General features: G+C 64.1%; 16 protein-coding genes and 1 pseudogene. 14 read left to right on the top strand and 3 right to left on the bottom strand.

The window, feature by feature from the left end; genetic code table 11:
- Positions 1-488 precede the first annotated feature (488 nt).
- The 3 genes from ACZL02_RS10830 to ACZL02_RS10820 all read left to right on the top strand — a co-directional run bounded on the left by ACZL02_RS10830 (position 489) and on the right by ACZL02_RS10820 (position 4,230).
- On the top strand, positions 489-1,916 hold the full coding sequence (locus ACZL02_RS10830; protein ID WP_472937027.1) for a cytochrome ubiquinol oxidase subunit I: 1,428 nt from the start codon (positions 489-491) through the stop codon (positions 1,914-1,916).
- 9 nt (positions 1,917-1,925) lie between these two features.
- Entirely contained in the window at positions 1,926-2,924 is a 999-nt protein-coding gene (cydB, locus tag ACZL02_RS10825; protein WP_472937028.1) for a cytochrome d ubiquinol oxidase subunit II, read from the top strand.
- Positions 2,925-3,447: 523 nt separating this feature from the next.
- Positions 3,448-4,230: a pentapeptide repeat-containing protein gene (locus tag ACZL02_RS10820; protein WP_472937029.1), complete on the top strand. Its 783-nt coding sequence runs from the start codon at positions 3,448-3,450 to the stop codon at positions 4,228-4,230.
- A gap of 234 nt (positions 4,231-4,464) precedes the next feature.
- Here ACZL02_RS10820 and ACZL02_RS10815 read toward each other — a convergent pair whose 3' ends face one another.
- Together ACZL02_RS10815 and ACZL02_RS10810 are read right to left on the bottom strand one after the other, a co-directional pair.
- A complete protein-coding gene (locus ACZL02_RS10815; protein ID WP_472937030.1) occupies positions 4,465-4,848 on the bottom strand; it encodes a rhodanese-like domain-containing protein in 384 nt (127 codons plus the stop codon).
- Positions 4,849-4,873: 25 nt separating this feature from the next.
- Positions 4,874-5,472, bottom strand: a pseudogene (locus ACZL02_RS10810) (DUF6691 family protein).
- A gap of 334 nt (positions 5,473-5,806) precedes the next feature.
- Here ACZL02_RS10810 and ACZL02_RS10805 point away from each other — a divergent pair.
- Positions 5,807-6,592 carry a PRC-barrel domain-containing protein gene (locus ACZL02_RS10805; protein ID WP_472937031.1) on the top strand — a complete coding sequence of 262 codons (786 nt, stop codon included), beginning with the start codon at positions 5,807-5,809 and terminating at the stop codon, positions 6,590-6,592.
- A gap of 64 nt (positions 6,593-6,656) precedes the next feature.
- Here the strand turns inward: ACZL02_RS10805 and ACZL02_RS10800 are convergent, their stop codons facing one another.
- Positions 6,657-7,352, bottom strand: a complete 696-nt coding sequence (locus ACZL02_RS10800; RefSeq protein ID WP_472938103.1) for a Crp/Fnr family transcriptional regulator — start codon at positions 7,350-7,352, stop codon at positions 6,657-6,659.
- 138 nt (positions 7,353-7,490) lie between these two features.
- Here ACZL02_RS10800 and ACZL02_RS10795 point away from each other — a divergent pair, with 138 nt between their 5' ends.
- The 10 genes from ACZL02_RS10795 to ACZL02_RS10750 all read left to right on the top strand — a co-directional run bounded on the left by ACZL02_RS10795 (position 7,491) and on the right by ACZL02_RS10750 (position 17,797).
- Complete coding sequence (locus ACZL02_RS10795) at positions 7,491-8,585, top strand: endonuclease/exonuclease/phosphatase family protein (RefSeq protein WP_472937032.1); 1,095 nt, start codon at positions 7,491-7,493, stop codon at positions 8,583-8,585.
- A gap of 329 nt (positions 8,586-8,914) precedes the next feature.
- The gene (locus ACZL02_RS10790; RefSeq protein ID WP_472937033.1) at positions 8,915-10,054 is read left to right on the top strand and encodes a GNAT family N-acetyltransferase; all 1,140 of its coding nucleotides are present in this window, start codon (positions 8,915-8,917) and stop codon (positions 10,052-10,054) included.
- Positions 10,051-10,917, top strand: coding sequence for a MurR/RpiR family transcriptional regulator (locus tag ACZL02_RS10785; RefSeq protein ID WP_472937034.1), 867 nt, complete (start codon positions 10,051-10,053; stop codon positions 10,915-10,917). The genes ACZL02_RS10790 and ACZL02_RS10785 overlap by 4 nt, the downstream gene beginning before the upstream one ends.
- On the top strand, positions 10,901-11,791 hold the full coding sequence (locus tag ACZL02_RS10780; RefSeq protein WP_472937035.1) for an N-acetylmannosamine kinase: 891 nt from the start codon (positions 10,901-10,903) through the stop codon (positions 11,789-11,791). The genes ACZL02_RS10785 and ACZL02_RS10780 overlap by 17 nt, the downstream gene beginning before the upstream one ends.
- A 99-nt stretch (positions 11,792-11,890) precedes the next feature.
- On the top strand, positions 11,891-12,598 hold the full coding sequence (locus ACZL02_RS10775; protein WP_472937036.1) for an N-acetylmannosamine-6-phosphate 2-epimerase: 708 nt from the start codon (positions 11,891-11,893) through the stop codon (positions 12,596-12,598).
- Positions 12,595-13,608 (top strand): Gfo/Idh/MocA family protein, encoded by a 1,014-nt coding sequence (locus ACZL02_RS10770; RefSeq protein ID WP_472937037.1) that lies wholly within the window; start codon positions 12,595-12,597, stop codon positions 13,606-13,608. The genes ACZL02_RS10775 and ACZL02_RS10770 overlap by 4 nt, the downstream gene beginning before the upstream one ends.
- A gap of 41 nt (positions 13,609-13,649) precedes the next feature.
- Entirely contained in the window at positions 13,650-14,945 is a 1,296-nt protein-coding gene (locus tag ACZL02_RS10765; protein WP_472937038.1) for an ABC transporter substrate-binding protein, read from the top strand.
- 67 nt (positions 14,946-15,012) lie between these two features.
- Positions 15,013-15,885: a carbohydrate ABC transporter permease gene (locus tag ACZL02_RS10760; protein ID WP_472937039.1), complete on the top strand. Its 873-nt coding sequence runs from the start codon at positions 15,013-15,015 to the stop codon at positions 15,883-15,885.
- Entirely contained in the window at positions 15,885-16,697 is an 813-nt protein-coding gene (locus ACZL02_RS10755; RefSeq protein WP_472937040.1) for a carbohydrate ABC transporter permease, read from the top strand. The genes ACZL02_RS10760 and ACZL02_RS10755 overlap by 1 nt, the downstream gene beginning before the upstream one ends.
- Positions 16,698-16,702: 5 nt before the next feature.
- Positions 16,703-17,797: an ABC transporter ATP-binding protein gene (locus tag ACZL02_RS10750; RefSeq protein WP_472937041.1), complete on the top strand. Its 1,095-nt coding sequence runs from the start codon at positions 16,703-16,705 to the stop codon at positions 17,795-17,797.
- Positions 17,798-17,838: the final 41 nt, after the last annotated feature.

The following is a 17,838-nucleotide window of genomic DNA, read 5'->3' as shown; positions in this document are numbered from 1 at the left end:
GCCGACATTGCCGACATTGCCGACATTGCCGACATTGCCGACATTGCCGACATTGCCGATTTTACCGATTTTACCGATTTTGAACTAGCGAACTTCGGTAGCGCAAGGAGCATAATCGCCAAACACCGCGAAAGCGCAGGTCGGTCCCTAAGGCGGACGCGGTGCCCGTAGCCCTCAATGCAGTTAGGCCTGACGCCAATGCCGCTTCACTCCTGTTTACCGCGGAGTCCGACGCTGCGGAACATGGATTCGCATAGCTCCAAAAACGATTAAGTGGAGCGAGCTTCTTTCGGCTGTCGCCTCCCGCAGCCGGGCACCAACTGCATGAGGCCGTCGATGTATCGGGCAACCGCTTCGGGATCTGAGAGAGTTTCAGCAGCTCGATCATCCTTGGAATGTCGACGGGACCTTGGGCGTTCTGCCCTAGTGCATCTCCTACGACGTGGGCCTACATTCGCCGCCATAGTCTGGAACTTCAGGTGACGCATATGTTCGAAGCAGTCGACCCGGTCCTCCTGGCGAGAATTCAGTTCGGCTTCACCATCTCGTTCCACATCATCTTCCCGGCCTTCTCGATCGGGCTCGCGTCCTACCTCGCGGTTCTGGAGGGGCTGTGGCTGGCGACGGGGAAGTCGGTCTACCACGACATCTTCAACTACTGGCTCAAGATCTTCGCCATCGTCTTCGGGATGGGCGTCGTCTCCGGTGTGGTCATGAGCTACCAGTTCGGAACCAACTGGTCGGTCTTCTCCGACAAGACGGGTCCGGTGCTGGGTCCGCTGATGGCCTACGAGGTGCTGTCGGCGTTCTTCCTCGAGGCGGGCTTCCTCGGCGTGATGCTGTTCGGCCAGAAGCGCGTCGGCAAGGGACTGCACTTCATGGCGACGGCGATCGTCGCGCTCGGCACCTTCTTCTCGGCCTTCTGGATCCTGTCGGTGAACTCGTGGATGCAGACGCCCGCCGGCTACGGGATCAACGAGGTCGGCCAGTTCATCCCCCTCGACTGGTGGGCGATCGTCTTCAACCCGTCGTTCCCCTACCGTCTCGTCCACATGGTGCTGGCGGCCTACCTCACGACCGCGTTCATCGTCGGCGGCGTCGGCGCCTTCCACCTGTTGCGCGACAAGCGCAACGCGAGTGCGAGGGTCATGTTCTCGATGGCGCTCTGGATGGCGACGGTCGTCGCCCCGATCCAGATCGTCGCCGGCGACTTCCACGGTATCAACACGCTCGAGCACCAGCCCGCCAAGGTCGCCGCCATGGAGGGGCACTTCGAGACCAACACCGACGGTCCGATGCCCCTGACGCTGTTCGGCATACCCAACATGGAGGAGGGCCGCGTCGACTACGCTGTCCAGATCCCATACCTCTCGTCGTTGATTTTGACGCACTCTCTGGACGGCGAGGTTAAGGGACTCAACGCCTTCCCCCGCGCCGACTGGCCGAACGTCGACATCGTGTTCTGGACCTTCAGGATCATGGTGGGCATTGGGTTCGCCATGCTCGGCATCGGCCTCTGGTCGCTCTTCGTCCGCTGGCGGTCTTCCCTCACCGAGGCCCGGTGGCTGCAACGGGCGGCCGTCGCGATGGGGCCCGCCGGCTTCGTCGCCGTCCTCTGCGGCTGGATCACGACCGAGGTCGGGCGGCAGCCCTTCACCGTCTACGGACTCTTGCGAACCGCAGACAGCCATTCGCCGATCGCGGCCGCGGCGGTCGGCACGTCGCTCGTTGCCTTCGTCGTCGTCTACTTCCTGCTGTTCGGCGCGGGGACCTTCTACATCCTGCGCTTGATGAACAAGGATCCGCATCCCGGCGAGGAAGAGCCGTCGCGCGACGAGCCGACGCGGACCGCCGGCCTGACGCCCGCGGCGATGGCGATGGATCCGACGCACCGTCTTGCCGGACAGGCGGAATAGGAGAGCGGCATGGACCTCACCGTCGTCTGGGCCTTCATCATCGCCTTTGCCGTGCTCGCCTATGTCGTCCTCGACGGGTTCGACCTCGGCACGGGAATACTCTTCCCGTTCCTCGGCCGGCACGAGAACCGCGACACGGCGATGAACACCGTCGCGCCGATCTGGGACGGCAACGAGACCTGGCTCATCCTTGGTGGCGGCGGGCTGTTCGCCGTGTTCCCGCTGGCCTACGCCATCATCATGCCGGCCCTCTACGCGCCGATCATCGCCATGCTGCTCGGCCTTATCTTCCGGGGCGTCGCCTTCGAGTTCCGCTTCCGGGCGACCCGCGCGCGGTTCCTCTGGGACATCTCCTTCTTCGTCGGCTCGCTGGTCGCCGCATTATCGCAGGGCATCGCGCTCGGAACGCTGGTCCAGGGAATCGAGATCGAGGGCCGGGCCTATGCCGGCGGCTGGTTCGACTGGCTGACGCCGTTCTCGCTTGCGACAGGTGTCGCCGTCGTCGTGGGCTACTCGCTGCTCGGCGCGACCTGGCTGATGATGAAGACGGAGGGCGAGCTACACCGCATCGCCGCGCGTTACGCCTTCATCACCGCCATCGGCACCCTCGTCCTCATCGGCGGCGTCAGCCTTTGGATGCCGTTCCTCGACCCGAGCTTCTACAGCCGCTGGTTCGGCTTTCCCGAGATCCTCTTCGTGGCCCCGGTCCCGATCCTGCTGGTCTTTGCCGCTTACAGCCTGTTCAGGAGCCTAGCCGAAGAGCGGCACTATCGACCGTTCCTGTCGTCGCTTGCCCTGTTCCTTCTCGCCTTCGTGGGGCTCGGCATCAACTTCTACCCCAACATCATCCCGCCGGGCGTGACGATCTGGGAGGCAGCGGCACCTGAGTCGAGCCAGAAGTTCCTGCTGGTTGGGGCGTCTGTGCTGATCCCGTTGATCCTCGTCTACACCGCCTACGCCTACTGGGTTTTCCGCGGCAAGGTAGCTGAAGGCGAGGGCTACCATTGACCCGGACAGTTCCACCCCCGCCATCGAAGCAACACGTCGGCATTCCGATCTGGGTTCGTCAGATCGCTTGGTTCGTCGCGCTGTGGTGCCTCGGCATTTCGGCCTTGGGGTTCTGCGCGTTCGTCATCCGTGCCGCGCTGCCGTACTGATCTCTGCCCCATGTCTTGGCTGGCGTAGCTCCCGTTGCTACTCCTTGGGCTGCTCTCGCGCGAAACCATGGGGAAATGGCGGGACCGCATCATCGCAACCGTCTCAAGGGGTAAAGCGATGCTCGGGGGTATCTTCCTGGTAATCGGGCTTCTCACCGTGACTGCGTTCGACAAGGATGCTGAGGCCTTTTTCGGGGACAGCTCGCCGACTTGGCTGACCGAGCTCACCACCGCTTATTGACCGAGCGAACGGGTGCCACAGACAAGCTTCATGCAACGGTTGCGCGTCCCCGCAGTTCGACATCGACGAAACGACAGTCCGCGGATGAGCCGACGGCCTGCACGATGGAAGCAACGACTTCCCGGGAGAGAACATGCAAGACCGATCCAGGCTGACCGTTGTCGCAACGCTCGCCGTCACCATCCTCTGTCATGGACCGAGCGCGGGAATGGCCCAGATTGCCGGACTGGACATGAAGTCCGCAAAGATGACGCAGGCCACCATGACCCGGGCAGATGTCGAAGAAGTGCTAGCACGGGCAACCCCCTTAGCTCCCGCCGACTTCACCTTGAAATCCCTCAACGGGCTCGACCTGTCCGGTCTCGACTTCAGCGGCGCGACGTTGAGGTCCGCGTACTTGAACGGCACGAAGTTTGTCGGCGCGAAGCTCGATGGGGCCATCCTGGACCAAGCTTGGGCGCTCAAGGCGGACTTCACCAACGCGAGCTTGAAGAAGGCCAGCCTCTTCCAGGCACAGATGATGGATGCCGATTTCGACGATGCCGACCTGTCGGGCGGACGTTTGACGGCGGACTTCTCACGGGCATCGATGGTGAAGGCGAACATGGAGGGGGCCGACCTATCGGCCGACATGAAGAACCAGTCGATGGGCATGATGCGGGGAATCCTGAACTCCGCGAAGCTGCGGGGCGCGAACCTGAAGGCGGCGAACATGTCTCGCACACAGGCGAAGTTCGCCGACTTCACCGACGCCTCCTTCGAGGGAGCGGACATGAGCAGCGTGGAGGCGCAGGGGGCGAAGTTCACGGGAGCCAACGTGGCAGGGGCCGACTTCTCCGGCATGCGGATCCAGTCGGCCGACATGAGCGGGACGAAGGGTACGCCCGTCCACGCAGACAAGGTCCTGCGCAGGTGAAAGCTCAAGCTCTGGGTTTTCGACTACTGCGTCTGGCAGTAAGGCCTGTTTGGCTTTCGTTTCCTGCGAGCTGCCTGCTTCAAAAGTCGTTGGTCAGCCCCCGTCCAGGATGCCGGCGGTAAGTCCTATCGCCCCGCGAGGACGATCTGGACGGCGGTTCGCTCGATCGATGTCTCCATGAAACGAAACGGTTCTGGTAATGATGGCCCTCGTGGACGCGTCCGTGCGCTCCGTTCAGCGGGTTGTCGGCGCGCCAGCCTCCTTCAGCGCGGAAAATCCACCCTCGACCGAGACGACGTCGGTGAAGCCCATGGATTGAAGCGTGGCGGCGGCTAGGGCCGACCGTCCGCCCGAGGCGCAGAAGAGGACGAGGCGCTTGGCCGGATCGAGATCGGCCTTGTGACTGGGGCTGGAGGGATCGGCCTGGAACTCGAGAAGGCCGCGCGGCACATGGACGGCGCCCTCCAGGGTTCCGGTCTTGTCCAGTTCGTTCGCCTCGCGCACGTCGACGAAGACCGTACTGGGCATTCCGATGAGCTTGGCAGCGTCGCCGGGCGCGATCGTCTTGACGCCGGCGGTGGCCTGCAAGACGAGGTCCTTGGCGCTTCGAATGGTCATGGTAATCTCCTTCGGTTGTCGGTGTTCACCACGCCGCGCCTTCAAGGGCTTCGAGCGGGATCTCGAGATAGCGTCGGCCGTCGTCCCCGGGTTCCGGCAGGCGGCCGCCGCGGATGTTCACCTGGAGCGCGTGCAGGATAAGGTTCGCATGGCGAGGTCGTGGTCGCGTGCCTCCCGAAGCGCCACGAAGGCTTCCTTCGTCGGAGCCTTCACGAGATGGACGTTCATGCGCCGCTGTTCGTCCACCGTCGATTCCCATCGTGGCTCGCGTCCGCCCGGCTGGTAGTCATGCCCGGTAAAGACGCGTGTCTCTCCGGGTAGGGCAAGGATCCGCTGGATGCTGTTCCACAGCGCTTCGGCGCTGCCGCCGGGAAGTCCGCCCGTGACGAAGAAGGCGGCGAGGGTCCAGTCGACGAGCCCGGAGAGGGCGTAGCTCACCGCCGTCGCTGCGCCGAAGGAAGCGACGCCAACGAGCGAGACGAGAATCGCGCCGCCCATAACGAAGGCGAGCCTCGGGTCCCAGTTGCCGAAGACATCGAGAAATCCAAGGACCTTGGCGGGAACGGCCATCTGCGAGACGACGAGGCCGATTTCGAAGATGAGGCCGGCGAGAGTTCGGGCCATCGGTCAAGCTTCCAGGACATGGCGGACGACGAAGACGGTGGCGGTCGCCGTCGCCATGAAGGACAGCGTCGCCACGTTATCGCGGGCCCGCGTAGGTGGCCGCACGTTCTGACCGCCGACCTTGCTGTCCGACCGGAAAGGTCTGGCAAACCCAGGCGAAGAGACCGTCGACTGCTCTCTGTACGACGGCGTACCAACTGCCTCTTCAGCCCAGGAACGTTGGTTTCCTCCCTGTCTTTCTATCTCGGAAGACGAACGCCGACGCTGATAGCCCCGAGCGGGCTGCACGGATCCAAGCGTTCGTTTGTTTCGCAAACGAGGACAGGACAACACCATGCATTTTCGACGCTCGGCCATCTTGGCCGCCACCTCACTGGCAGCCCTCGCATCCGCGGCACCCCTGGCTCTGGCGGCGCAGACCGCGGTCCCCAGCGTAACGACGGTCGCCGTGGTCGCCCTGCCGGACTGGCATCCCGACATCACCCGCGACAACGCCATGAGCGCTGAGACGATGATCGGCATGGACGTCTACGGTGCCGGCGGTGAGGACCTCGGCGAGGTCGAGAACATCATCGTCGGATCAGACGGTCGCGTCCTCTCTCTCGTGGCCGAGGTCGGCGGCCTCTGGGACATCGGCGACACCCACACCAACATTCCCTGGAACCTGGTCAAGATCGACCCGGCCACCAAGCGCATCACGCTGCCCATCACCGAGGACACGATCGGCGACTACTCCTTCTTCAAGGACGACGTCGTGACCTCCCTGTCCGCCGCGGTCAATGTCGGCGAGGTGTCGGGTGATGGGGCAGGCGTCGTGCAGACAGGTCCGGCTGCTTGGCGGGTCACGGACCTCATCGGCGACACAGTGCGCCTGAAGGACGGCAACGGCTTTGCCAACTACGGCTCGGTCGACGACGTCGTCCTGAAGGACGGGAAGGTCTCGGCCGTCGTCGTGCGCCCGGGCTACGGCATGGGCACCAACGGCCTCTACGCCGTGCCGTTCACGGGATACAGCACGTCCTGGAACCCGACCCTGACGACCTACGACTTGCCCTACGCCAAGAACGACGTCGCCGTCCTGAAGCCGATGGACGACGACCTGTTCGATCTCGACGACTGACAAGGCCGCTGGGCGGCCGGGCGAGGATCGCCCGGCCGCCCAGCTTGGGCACAAGCCTGTTCCGTCAAGTGCCGTTTTCGCCGCACAGGACCCGTTGGTAGGCCGACAGGATGACCCGGTGGCATTTGCAGCTCTGCCGGACGAGGCCGTCCTGATCGAGGATCGTGACGGATCCCCTGTCCACGGCGACGAGCCCCATGCGCTCGAGCGTCCCGAGGGCGGTTGAGACGCTGGCGCGCCGGACACCCATGAGCCGCGACAACATCGCGTGCGTCAGCGGCAGGAGTGCCGTGCCCAGGCTGTGCCGCGCCGTCAGGAGCCATCTCGACAACCGCATCGGGATCGAATGCAGGCGCGAGCAGAGGCTTACCTGCGCGACCTCGGTCATGACCGCGTAGGCGTAGCGGTGGAGAAGCGCGGTCAGGGCCGGAGACTGCGCCATCGTCGCTCTCAGGGCGTCGACCCGGATGCGGTGCGCACTTCCACCAACGTGGACGACGCGCTTGAACGGGGACGTCGTCGTCCCGAGCACGGCGGGAACGCCGACCATGCCCTCGCGACCGATGAACCAGACCTCCACCGACTCGTTGCCCTCCAGTTCGGCGACGACGGAAACGAGGCCGGACTCGAGGAAGTACGCGTTCTCGAACGGAAGCGAGCGGAGATGCAGCACTTGACGAGGGCGAAGCTCAACAAACTCCAGTCGAGTTTCCAGAAGTTCGCGATCCGGCCGGGGCAGGGCGGATATGAGATGGTTCATGTAGGACAATAGAACGGGTGAGCCTTGTCGTGCTTGAGCGGCTTCACTACGAAAAGCATCGAAGGATGCACAGTTAATCTTGCGTAATACGATGCTGCCATGCAGCCGCCGACGTTTCCGTTCTGAAAGACACGCCGCATGACGCGATCGAAGCCATCCCTCTTCGCCCGGCTTGGGCGGTTCGTGATCGCAGGGCTTCTCGTGCTCCTGGTGATCGCAGCGTTCCTGCCGGAGATCCGGTCGGACCGTTGGTGGATACGCTACGCCGAGTTTCCCCGGCTTCAGTTCCTGATGGCAACGGTGGTCCTGCTCGCGCTGTGGGTATCCGTCGGCGGTTTACGCGGAAGATTTGGAAGGCTCGTCGCGCTCGGGGCATTGGCCGCAGCGGTGTTCCAGGGCCTCCAACTCCTGCCGTTCACATCGCTCATGGCGGTCGAAGCACGATCGGCGGTGACCTGTTCTCCGGAGCGGACCCTGCGCGTGCTGTCCGCCAACGTGCAGGCCGGCAACAGAAACAGTGAAGCGGTGCTGGAGGCCGTGCGCACGGCGGACGCCGACGTCGTCCTGCTTCTCGAGACCGATGCTTGGTGGGACGAGCAGATCGCCGGGCTCTACGACGGCTATCCCTACCATGCGTCGAGCCAGCCTCGTGCCGCGCACTATTACGGGATGCAGGTCCTGTCGCGGCTGCCGTTGCGGGACCCGGACATGCTCTACCTGTTCGGCGAGGCGACACCGACGTTGGAGACGCTCGTCACCCTTCGGGATGGCACGCCCGTCCGGTTCCTCGGCCTCCATCCCCGTCCGCCGCTGTCCGAGCCCCAGCCTACGACCTTGCGGGATGGCAGCATCGCCGCGATGGCGAAGAGGGCGGCCGCGTCCAACGAACCCGTGGTGATGGCCGGCGACTTCAACGCCGTGCCCTGGTCGCCAATCGTCCGCCTCGCCAAGCGGGTCGCCGGGGTCGAGGACCCGCGGGTCGGACGCGGTTTCATCGCCAGCTTCGACGCCGAGAGCATCTGGATGCGCTGGCCGCTGGACCACATCCTCGCGCAGGACGCCTTCTCCTTCCTGTCGTTCGATCGCCTCGGCTATACCGGATCGGACCACTATCCGATGGTCGCGACGCTGTGCCTGGAGGATGCGGCGAGAACGCCAGACGCATCGACGGTCTCCGCTGCCGACAACGCGGCGATCAAGGAGGCCATCGAAGCGGCACGATCCTCGAACTGAAGGCACATGACGGGCGGGATATGCCGGGAATGTCGGCAGCAAGTGCCTACGGCCGCACTAGCGTCGGAATGTCCGTTGACGGTCAGTGTTGGACTTTGCGCCTACGGCATCGTTGGGTCGGAGCCGGAAGGCGGTTCATCTGCGACAGCGTCCCGCACCAGGACAGTCCGTTTCCGGCCGAAATAATTAAAAAGCGTTTCCGACCTTATGGCGTCGCGCAGTGCGTCTCGAACGTGGACGCCAGGAGACACGTTGACCCGCAGGCAAAAAAGAGGTGGAGTGAAACTCCAATAATTCTTCAGCGGTGAAATAAAGTTTTGGAGGGCTGAATGCTGGAAGCTGCGGACATGCGGGACATGGATCAGCTTGGGGAGCTGCTTGCCCTGGCCTTCGGCTTCACCCGTGGTCGTGCATCAGAGTACCTGGCGAACGTCGGTTTGCCGTCAGTCTTCGTTGTTCGTGAGGGTTCGAAGCTGGCGGCATGCGCGGCGCTGCTCGAGACCCGGCAGCGTTTTGGTAGCGCCTGGATCCCTTCGGCCGCGATCGCACATGTCGCCGTCGCGCCCGAGGCCCGGGGGCGAGGCCTTGCGATCCCGCTCGTCGATAGCCTCTGCTCCAAGGCCGTGTCGCGGGGCGCCGCGATGGTCACCCTCTTCGCCTCGGCGCGCCCCGTTTATCGGAAGGCGGGATTTGAACTTGCGGGCAGCGAGATGGTGTATGAGGCGCAGACATCCGCTCTGCCGCTGAGGACCGACCTTCACTTCGGTCGGATCGCCTTGGACGATCACCGCATCCGTGAAGCCTATGATGCCAAAACCCTGGTCGAGGCCGGTCTCCTCGACCGTTCAGACGGATTGTGGCGGGAGCTCCTCCGCGGTCCACGGCATGGACTTGCGGCCTATGGCGTTGGTGACGGCAAACTCGCGGCCTACGTCGTCGTCGACACCTCGGACGAGACCTGCCTTGTCGTTCGTGACTGGTTTGCGCCGACCGCCATGGCGGCCCAAGGTGTCCTTGCGTTTCTGGGGCGCTTCCGGAGCGTCTTTCCGGTTGTCCGTTGGCATGGCGGGCCGCACGACGAACTCGTCTCTGCCATGCCAGACAAGGGCTGGCGGCTCTTCCACCAAGAGGAGTGGCTGGCGCGGATCGTCGCTCCGGCAAAGGCGCTCGCCGCGCGGGGCTATCCAAAAGCGGACGCGTCGCTTGGCCTGTCGATCGCCGATCCAGACGGGCAGGTGTCGGACTTCGTTCTCGATGTCGCCGCGGGTGTGCCAACGGTCCGGGCCGGGGTGGTGGGTGGCCTGCCGACGCTCCGCCTCGACCGATCGACGTTCGCGACCGCCTTCACAGGGTTCCGCAGTATCTCGCGCCTTTCCCGGCAGGGACTAGTTGAAGGCGATACCGAAGCCGTCCGTCGGGGCGATCTCCTCTTCTGCGGACCTCCCCCCTGGCTCGCGGAACACGTATGAGCACCGCGAAGATGGTGCAGGGAGACAGGACGGCCTTGAAACAGAACCTCATCGCGAACCTTCGTTCGCTTGCCAGCGACATGACGCCGGCTCTTGCCAAAGTCGCCGAGACAGTTCTCGCGCAGCCGGACGCGACGATCTATCAAAGCGTGACCGAGCTGGCGGAGGTTTCCGGCTCCTCCGAAGCGAGCGTCATGCGGTTTTGCAGGGATCTGGGTTTTACCGGTTTCCAGGACTTCAAGCTTTCGCTGGCGAAGGAATTGGCCACGGACGAGCGCGGTGCGGGGTCGGGGTTGCCGACCGACGAGATCCAGCGGCTCGTGGAGACGGCCGTCATCGCGCTTCGCGAAACCGAGCAACTGATCGTCCGGAAGGACGTCGAAACGGTGGCCCGACGCCTGCTGGCATCCGGTATGGTGGATTGCTTCGGCGTCGCTGCCTCCTTCGTCACAGCAGAGTACCTCGCCTACAAACTGACCCGGATCGGGCAGACGTCCCGCGCCTTTAGCGACGCCCATCTTGCAGCGATGGCGGCAGGGACCGCCCGTCCTGGCTCGGCCCTTGTCGTCATCTCAAGCTCGGGATCGACGATAGATGCCGTGCGCGTGGCGGCGCTTGCGAAATCGCGCGGCAGTTTCGTGATCGGCATCAGCAACCGCGCGAAGAGCCCGCTCGTGGCCGCCTGCGACATCACGCTGATTGCTTCCTGGCCCGAAACCCCGCTGACCGGAGGTGCCTTCCCCTCAAAGATCAGCCAGCTGTTGATCGTCGACGCGTTGGTCGGGGAGATGGGACGCCAGGACCCGGCTTGTCTCGAGATGGCCGCGCAAACGGCGGAGGTGGTGAGTGACCGAAGTTTCTGAGGGCTCTGTGCTCGCAGTCGACATCGGCGGCACGAAGGTTTCGCTCGGGATTGTCGAACGGGGTATCCTGAGAGATCGGCGCCAGTTTGCAACACCGCGAACGGGGAGGGGCGACGATCTCGTCCTGGCGATTGCCCAGGCGGCGAGTGGACTCCCGGGCACCCCGCGTGTCGCCGTGGCCACCACCGGCATCGTGCTCGACGGATGCCTGACGGCACTCAATCCGCAAACCCTGCCGATCGAAGACCGGTTTCCCCTTTCGCTCGCCATCGAGAACGCGATCGGCAGGCGGCCCCTCGTGATCAACGACGCGCAAGCCGCCGCCTGGGGCGAGTACCGTCTCGGCTCCGGTCGAGGATCCCGGAATTTCGCCTTCGTCACCATCTCCACCGGTGTCGGGGCGGGAATCGTCGCCGACGGCACGCTCCTGGTCGGCGGGCAGGGTCTTGCAGGCCATTTGGGTCATGCCGTCACCGATCCATCCGGTCCCTCCTGCGGCTGCGGTCGGCGTGGGTGCCTCGAGGCGGTCGCCTCGGGGAGCGCGATTGCCCGGATGGGCTCGGCCCTTTTTGGGCGGCCGGTGTCGTCCCAGGACGTTTTCGCGATGGCTGCCGCCGGTGTCCCGCAGGCCGAACGGCTCATCGGCGACAGTGCGCGACACCTCGCGCTTTCCCTCGGAAACCTGAAGGCCATCATGGACGTCGACACCGTGACGATTGGTGGTGGCGTCGGCTTGGCGGTCGGCTTCATCGAGCGGGTTCGCTTGGCGATGGAAGCGCTGCCGGCGAAGTTTCGATGCGGTCTGGTCACGGCGTCGGCGGGTCCGGACGCCGGACTGCTCGGGGTCGCGGACTTTGCCTCACTGCAGCGATGAAGGATTATTTCTTCGCCCAAAAATAATTGACAGATTATTTCTCCACGTCTAGTCTTGATTTGTGCGCGGCCCATGGCCGCTTTAAGATCGAAGGCCGACGTGACCTCCTCCATCATTTCTCTCCTCGCCGGCTCCGTGGTGGTGTCTTGTCAGGCCGAAAGCGGCCTGCCACTCGACCATCCCTTGCATATCGAGGCCTTGGCGAAGTCTGTTCTGCTTGGCGGCGCCGCCGGCCTTCGCATCGAAGGCGCGGCAAATCTTCAGGCAGTTCGTCCGATTACCGACCGTCCTGTGATCGGCCTCATCAAGAAGGCCGTGCCCGGAAGCGACGTCTACATCACCGCGACCTTGGCTGACGTCGAGGCGGTTATCGCTTCCGGCGCCGACATCGTGGCCTTCGACGGGACCGACCGGCCACGACCCGACGGGGTCGCGACACTGGCTGCGGCGGTGGGGCGGGCCGGACGGCTTTCCATGGCCGATGTCAGCACGGCGAGGGAGGGCGAGGCGGCCATCGGGGCTGGTGCCGACATCGTCAGCACGACCATGTCCGGCTACACCCCTTATTCCCGGCAGCTCGAAGGACCCGATTTCGAGATGATGTCCGAGCTGGCGAAGGCCGGCGTCCCCTTCGTCGCAGAGGGGCGTGTGTGGACAGCCGACGATGCACGCCGATGCCTGGATCTCGGCGCCACCTTCGTCGTGGTCGGCAGCGCCATTACGCGGCCCGATGCGATCACCCGGCGCTTCCTTCGGGCAATGGCCGAGACCGCATCCCCAGAAATCGACCAGAGGAGCTTCCGATGACCGCCAATCCCCGCATTGCCGTGATCGGCGCCGGCTTCATGGGCTCGATGCACGCTTCGATCTTCGCCAGGCTGAAAGGATGCGAGCTCGCAGCCATCGTTGATCCCAACACCGGTCTCGCCGAAAGGCTGGCAGCCGATCTCGGCGGCTGTGCGGTCTATGCCAGCCACGAGGAACTCCTGGCACGCGAGAAGCTCGACCTCGTCAGCATCTGCACGCCAGACAACCTTCACCGCGCGCCGGCGCTAGCTGCGGCACAGAAGGGGGTCAACCTGTTCATCGAGAAGCCGATCGCCTCCACCATCGAGGATGCCCGCGCCATCGTCGCAGCATGCGAGGCTGCAGGAACGAAGCTGGGTGTCGGCTATCTCCTGCGGTTCGACCCGCGCTACAGCCATGCCAAGGAAATGATCGAATCTGGGCAGACGGGTACGCCGACCTACCTCTACGCCCGCCGCAACAGCGCCCGCACCGAAGGGCCGAAACGCTACGGAGGCAAGCTGCCGCTGGCGCTTCACGTAACGGTCCACGATGTCGACCTCGTGCTCTGGATGCTCGAGGGACAGGTACCGGTCTCGGTCTATGCGCAGCAGTCCGATCTCCTGCTCGGTGCCTCGGGCACGCAGGACAGCATTGCCGCCATCGTGCGGTTCTCCGGGGGTACAGTCGTCAATTTCGAAAGCGCCTGGTCGCTGCCTTCGGGTGCCCGGCACATGATCGATGCACGGCTGGAGCTGATCGGCACGGAAGGATCCTTCGAGATCCAGTGCGGCGACAGCGGCCTTTATTTCGCCGACGCTAAATCCTCCCGCGAGATCGATACGCAGCATTGGCCGACCATTGGCGGCCGGGTCGAAGGCGACCTCAAGCGGGAGCTCGAGGGGGTGCTCGACTGGCTGGACGGGGGCTCGTCTCCGATCGCCAGCGGGCAGGAGGCGATATCCTCGCTCGAGTTGACCTTGGCGATGATCCGATCGGCCGAGACGGGAGACGTCGTCCGGCTCGCATGACCTTCAACCGCGGCGATGCCGCCTTATTCCGGAGCGTGACCATGATCAGCAGACGCAGCCTTCTCGCGGCCACGGCATTGGCCGGAATTGCAGCAACGTTCGCAACGCCGTCCGCGGCGCAGGAAAAGCCTTTTGACGGCGTTCAGCTCTCCGTGCTGATGGAGGGCCATCCGACCACGGACGCCATCCAGAAGATGCTCCCCGACTTCACCGCAGCGACCGGCATCGACGTCGCGCTGGAAGTTGTGCCGGAGCAGGACATTACCGCAAAGATTCTCTTGGAGTTTTCGTCCAAGTCCGGGCGCTACGACATCGTCGAGAACAACATCATCTACGTACCGGGCTTCGTCTCGTCCGGCTTTATCGTGCCGCTGGACGAGGGCCTCGCTAAACACGCGCAATACTACGACAAGGCCGACTTCGTCCCCGGATATTTCAACACGAACGTCCTCGACGGGAAGACATACGGTCTGCCAGTTTACGGTGAGAGCACGTTCCTGATGTACCGCAAGGATCTCTTCGAGCAGTACGGCCTGCCGGAGCCGAAGAGTTTCGACGACATCGAGACTGCAGCCAGAACGGTCTCGGAAAAATCCGACAAGCAGGTGGCGGGCATCACGATGCGGGGCCGGCAGGGGATCGAAGGCGTCTATGTCTGGGCCGCATACCTCTGGGGCTTCGGCGGCTCCTTCCTCGACGCCGCGGGCAAGTCCGCCCTGGCGACGCCCGAGGGCATCGCCTCGCTCGAATCCTTTGCCAAGATTTTGAAGGACTATGGTCCGGTTGGCGTCGCCAATTTCGGCTGGGAGGAGAATCGTCTTCTCTTCCAGCAGGGGAAGGCGGCGATGACGCTCGATGCCACGGTGAACGGCGCCTACAACGAGGATCCCGCGGTCTCGTCGGTCGTCGGCAAGGTTGGCTACGTCCCGGTGCCGATGAAATCCTCGTCGCCAAAGGGTGGCTCGTCATCGCTTGCCGTACACAGCCTGTATGTCTCGGCGGACTCGCAGAACCAGGAAGCGTCGGCCCTTTTCGTCGCCTGGGCGACGGCCAAGGAGCAGCAGTTGAAGTCGATGGACAGCGATCCGAATTCGGGCGTGACGTCGCTGGCCGCCCTCAACGGCAAAAGCTTCGTCTCCCGGTACGGCGCCTTCAAGGACGCCATGCTTGCGGCGATCGAGGCCGGAAACCCGCAGTACCTTCCCACCATCGAGAAGGCGAACGAGGTCATCAACAATACCGGTATTGCGGTCTCGAAGGCTCTCGCCGGCGCCGCGAGCGCGGAAGAGGCGCTGAAGGAGGCGGACACGGCCAACAACGCGGCCTTGGCACGCTAGGCTTCTTGTCACCCTGCGGCGAGCATCGCCCGCCGCAGGGCTCCACCCTCCCACCGGAGCCGAAACCGTGACATCGCTTGCCGACCCGACCCGCCTGTTCCACCGACCGATCGTCGCCGCCCTTGGCGCGACCTCGGTAATCCTGACGGCCTATGTCGTTTGGCTGTCGTTTCGCGACCTTTCGCTGATGCGCGCCGGTCGCGACGTCTTCGTCGGCACCGACAACTACATTCGTTTCTTTTCAGATCCCCGGGCGATGGCCGCGCTCTGGCGCACGATAGCCTTCACCTGTCTCGCCACCGCCATCGAAGTTGGCCTCGGCCTGGCGATCGTTCTCTTCCTCGACCGTAGTTTCGTGCTGAAGCGTCTGGTGCGCACGCTGCTGCTCGTGCCTATCATCATGACACCGGTGGTGGTGGGGCTGACATGGCGCTTCATCTTCGATCCGGCGTCCGGCATGGCGAACTACCTGATGACACTTCTCGGATTGCCGCAGGTCGACTGGCTCGGCAGTACGCAGGTTGCGTTCTTTTCGGTGCTGATCGCCGACGTCTGGCAGTGGACGCCCTTCGTCATCCTGCTCGTGATGGCGGCACTGGAATCGGCGCCGACCGATCCGATGGATGCCGCCCGCATCGACGGGGCCCGAGAGTGGCAGGTGACCTGGTACGTGCTGCTGCCGATGCTCCGGCGGGCACTCGCGGTGGTCGCGCTGATCCGCGCCATCGACAGCATCAAGGCCTTCGACCTCTTCTACATCATGACGCGCGGCGGTCCGGCCCTGTCGACCGAGACGTTGAATTTCTACGGCTATGTCGCGGCCTTTACCAACTTCGACATCTCCTACGCCCTCACGATCGCGATTCTCCTGACGGTCTTCACAAACGTCGCGCTACTGGCCATGTACGGCGTCCTGTTTCCCAAGTCGGGAGACCGGTGATGATACGGCGCATCCTGTTCTACACCGCGCTCATTGCCTTGATGCTCGCGGTGCTCTTTCCGCTCTATTGGGTGGTGGTGACGTCGTTCAAGACGACCCGCGACGCCTTTGCGATCCCGCCCGTCTGGTTCTTCGAGCCCACGCTCGACAACTACCGGAAGGTCCTGGCGAACCGCACCTTCCTCAGCGCGTTCGCCAACAGCTTCATCGTCTCCATCCTCTCCAGTGCGATCGCCGTCGCGATCGGTGCGGTCGCAGCCTACGGCTTGGCGGCCCAGGAGGCGCCTTATCGCCGCTCGCAGGAGAAGTTCATCCTCTCCCTTCGCATCGCGCCGGCGCTGCTCTTCGTCATTCCGGTCTATTTCTTGGCGACGCGGATCGGCGCTTTGAACCAGCACTGGCTGCTGATCGTCGTCTACGCCTTCATCAACATTCCCTTCGCGATCTCCCTGCTGATCACCTTCTTCGGCGATATCCCCCGCGAGCTGCGCGATGCGGCGCGTGTCGACGGGGCACGCGAGTTCCAGGTATTTGCCCGGATTTTCCTTCCGGCGGCCAAGGGCGGCATCGTTGCCACGATGATCCTCTGCGTCCTCTTCACCTGGAACGAGTTCTTTGTCGCCTTGGTGCTGACGGGCAGGAACACGCAGACGCTTCCGGTCAGCATCACGTCCTTCCTGACCTTTCAGGGCATTCAATGGGGGGCGCTGACGGCGGCGGCCAGTCTCATCATGCTTCCGATGATCGTGCTCGGCCTCATGGTCCAGGGTCAGATCGTCCGCGGCATGACACTCGGCAGCGTGAAGGGATAACGGACATGGCACAGCTCTCGATCAGGTCGGTATCAAAGTCCTATGGGGCGATCCGTGTCCTCGACGATATCTCCATCGAGGTAGAGGAGGGCGCGTTCGTCGTCCTCCTGGGACCGTCCGGCTGCGGAAAGTCGACCCTCCTGCATGCCGTGGCGGGCCTGCACCCGATCGATACGGGCAGCATCGTGATCGGCGGGCGCGACGTGTCGACGCTCCCGGCCCGCGAGCGCGACGTTTCCATGGTGTTCCAGTCCTACGCCCTCTACCCGACGATGACCGTCGCGGAGAACATCGCCTTCCCGCTGAAGATGCGGGGACTGGGCAAGGCCGAAGCGGGACGTCAGGTCGAGGACGTCGCCAAACTGCTGCAGATCGAGCCGCTGCTGGCGCGCCGTCCGCGCGAGCTATCTGGCGGGCAGCGGCAGCGGGTTGCGATCGGCAGAGCCCTTGTACGCGACCCGAAGCTGTTCCTCTTCGACGAACCGCTCTCCAATCTCGACGCCGCGCTTCGGACCGACCTGCGCACCGAGATCAAACGTCTGCACCAGACGATCCGCCGGACGATGCTCTATGTCACGCACGACCAGATCGAGGCCATGACGCTGGCGACGAAGATCGTCATCATGAGCCGGGGCGTCGTTCAGCAGGTCGGAACGCCCTCCGAAATCTATCACGATCCGATCAATCTCTTCGTCGCGAAATTCATAGGCTCGCCCGCGATGTCGCTGCTCCGCGGACGGATCGTCTTGAGCGGGTCGTCGCAGCGCTTCGTCATCGACGGCGGCGACGCCGGCCCGCCCGGCGAAATCGGGCTCTCGGGTAAGGGTAAAGCAGGGTCCGCCAACTCCGACGAACTCCTTCTCGCCGTTCGACCCGAAAATTGGCGGATCGTCCCCGTGTCGGAGGCGTCGGTCGTCGCCGAGGTCGATCTCGTCGAACCGACGGGACCTGAGGATATCGTCACGCTGAAGATCGGCGGCCAGCCGGTGATCGTCCGGCGCCCAGCCGGAGAGGTGACGGAGGGTGGTCGGCTGGGTCTTTCGCTCGATGCCGGCAAGGCGATGCTCTTCGAGCCGGGCACGGGTACCAGGCTGCTCTGACCAGCCCTCTCGCTTTTTTCGCCGCCCCGCGCGCGGCATCC

This window comes from Mesocryomonas fontinalis (assembly GCF_055730125.2).
The sequence above is the reverse complement of the archived record's forward strand: the minus strand, read 5'-3'. Positions and strand labels throughout refer to the sequence as shown.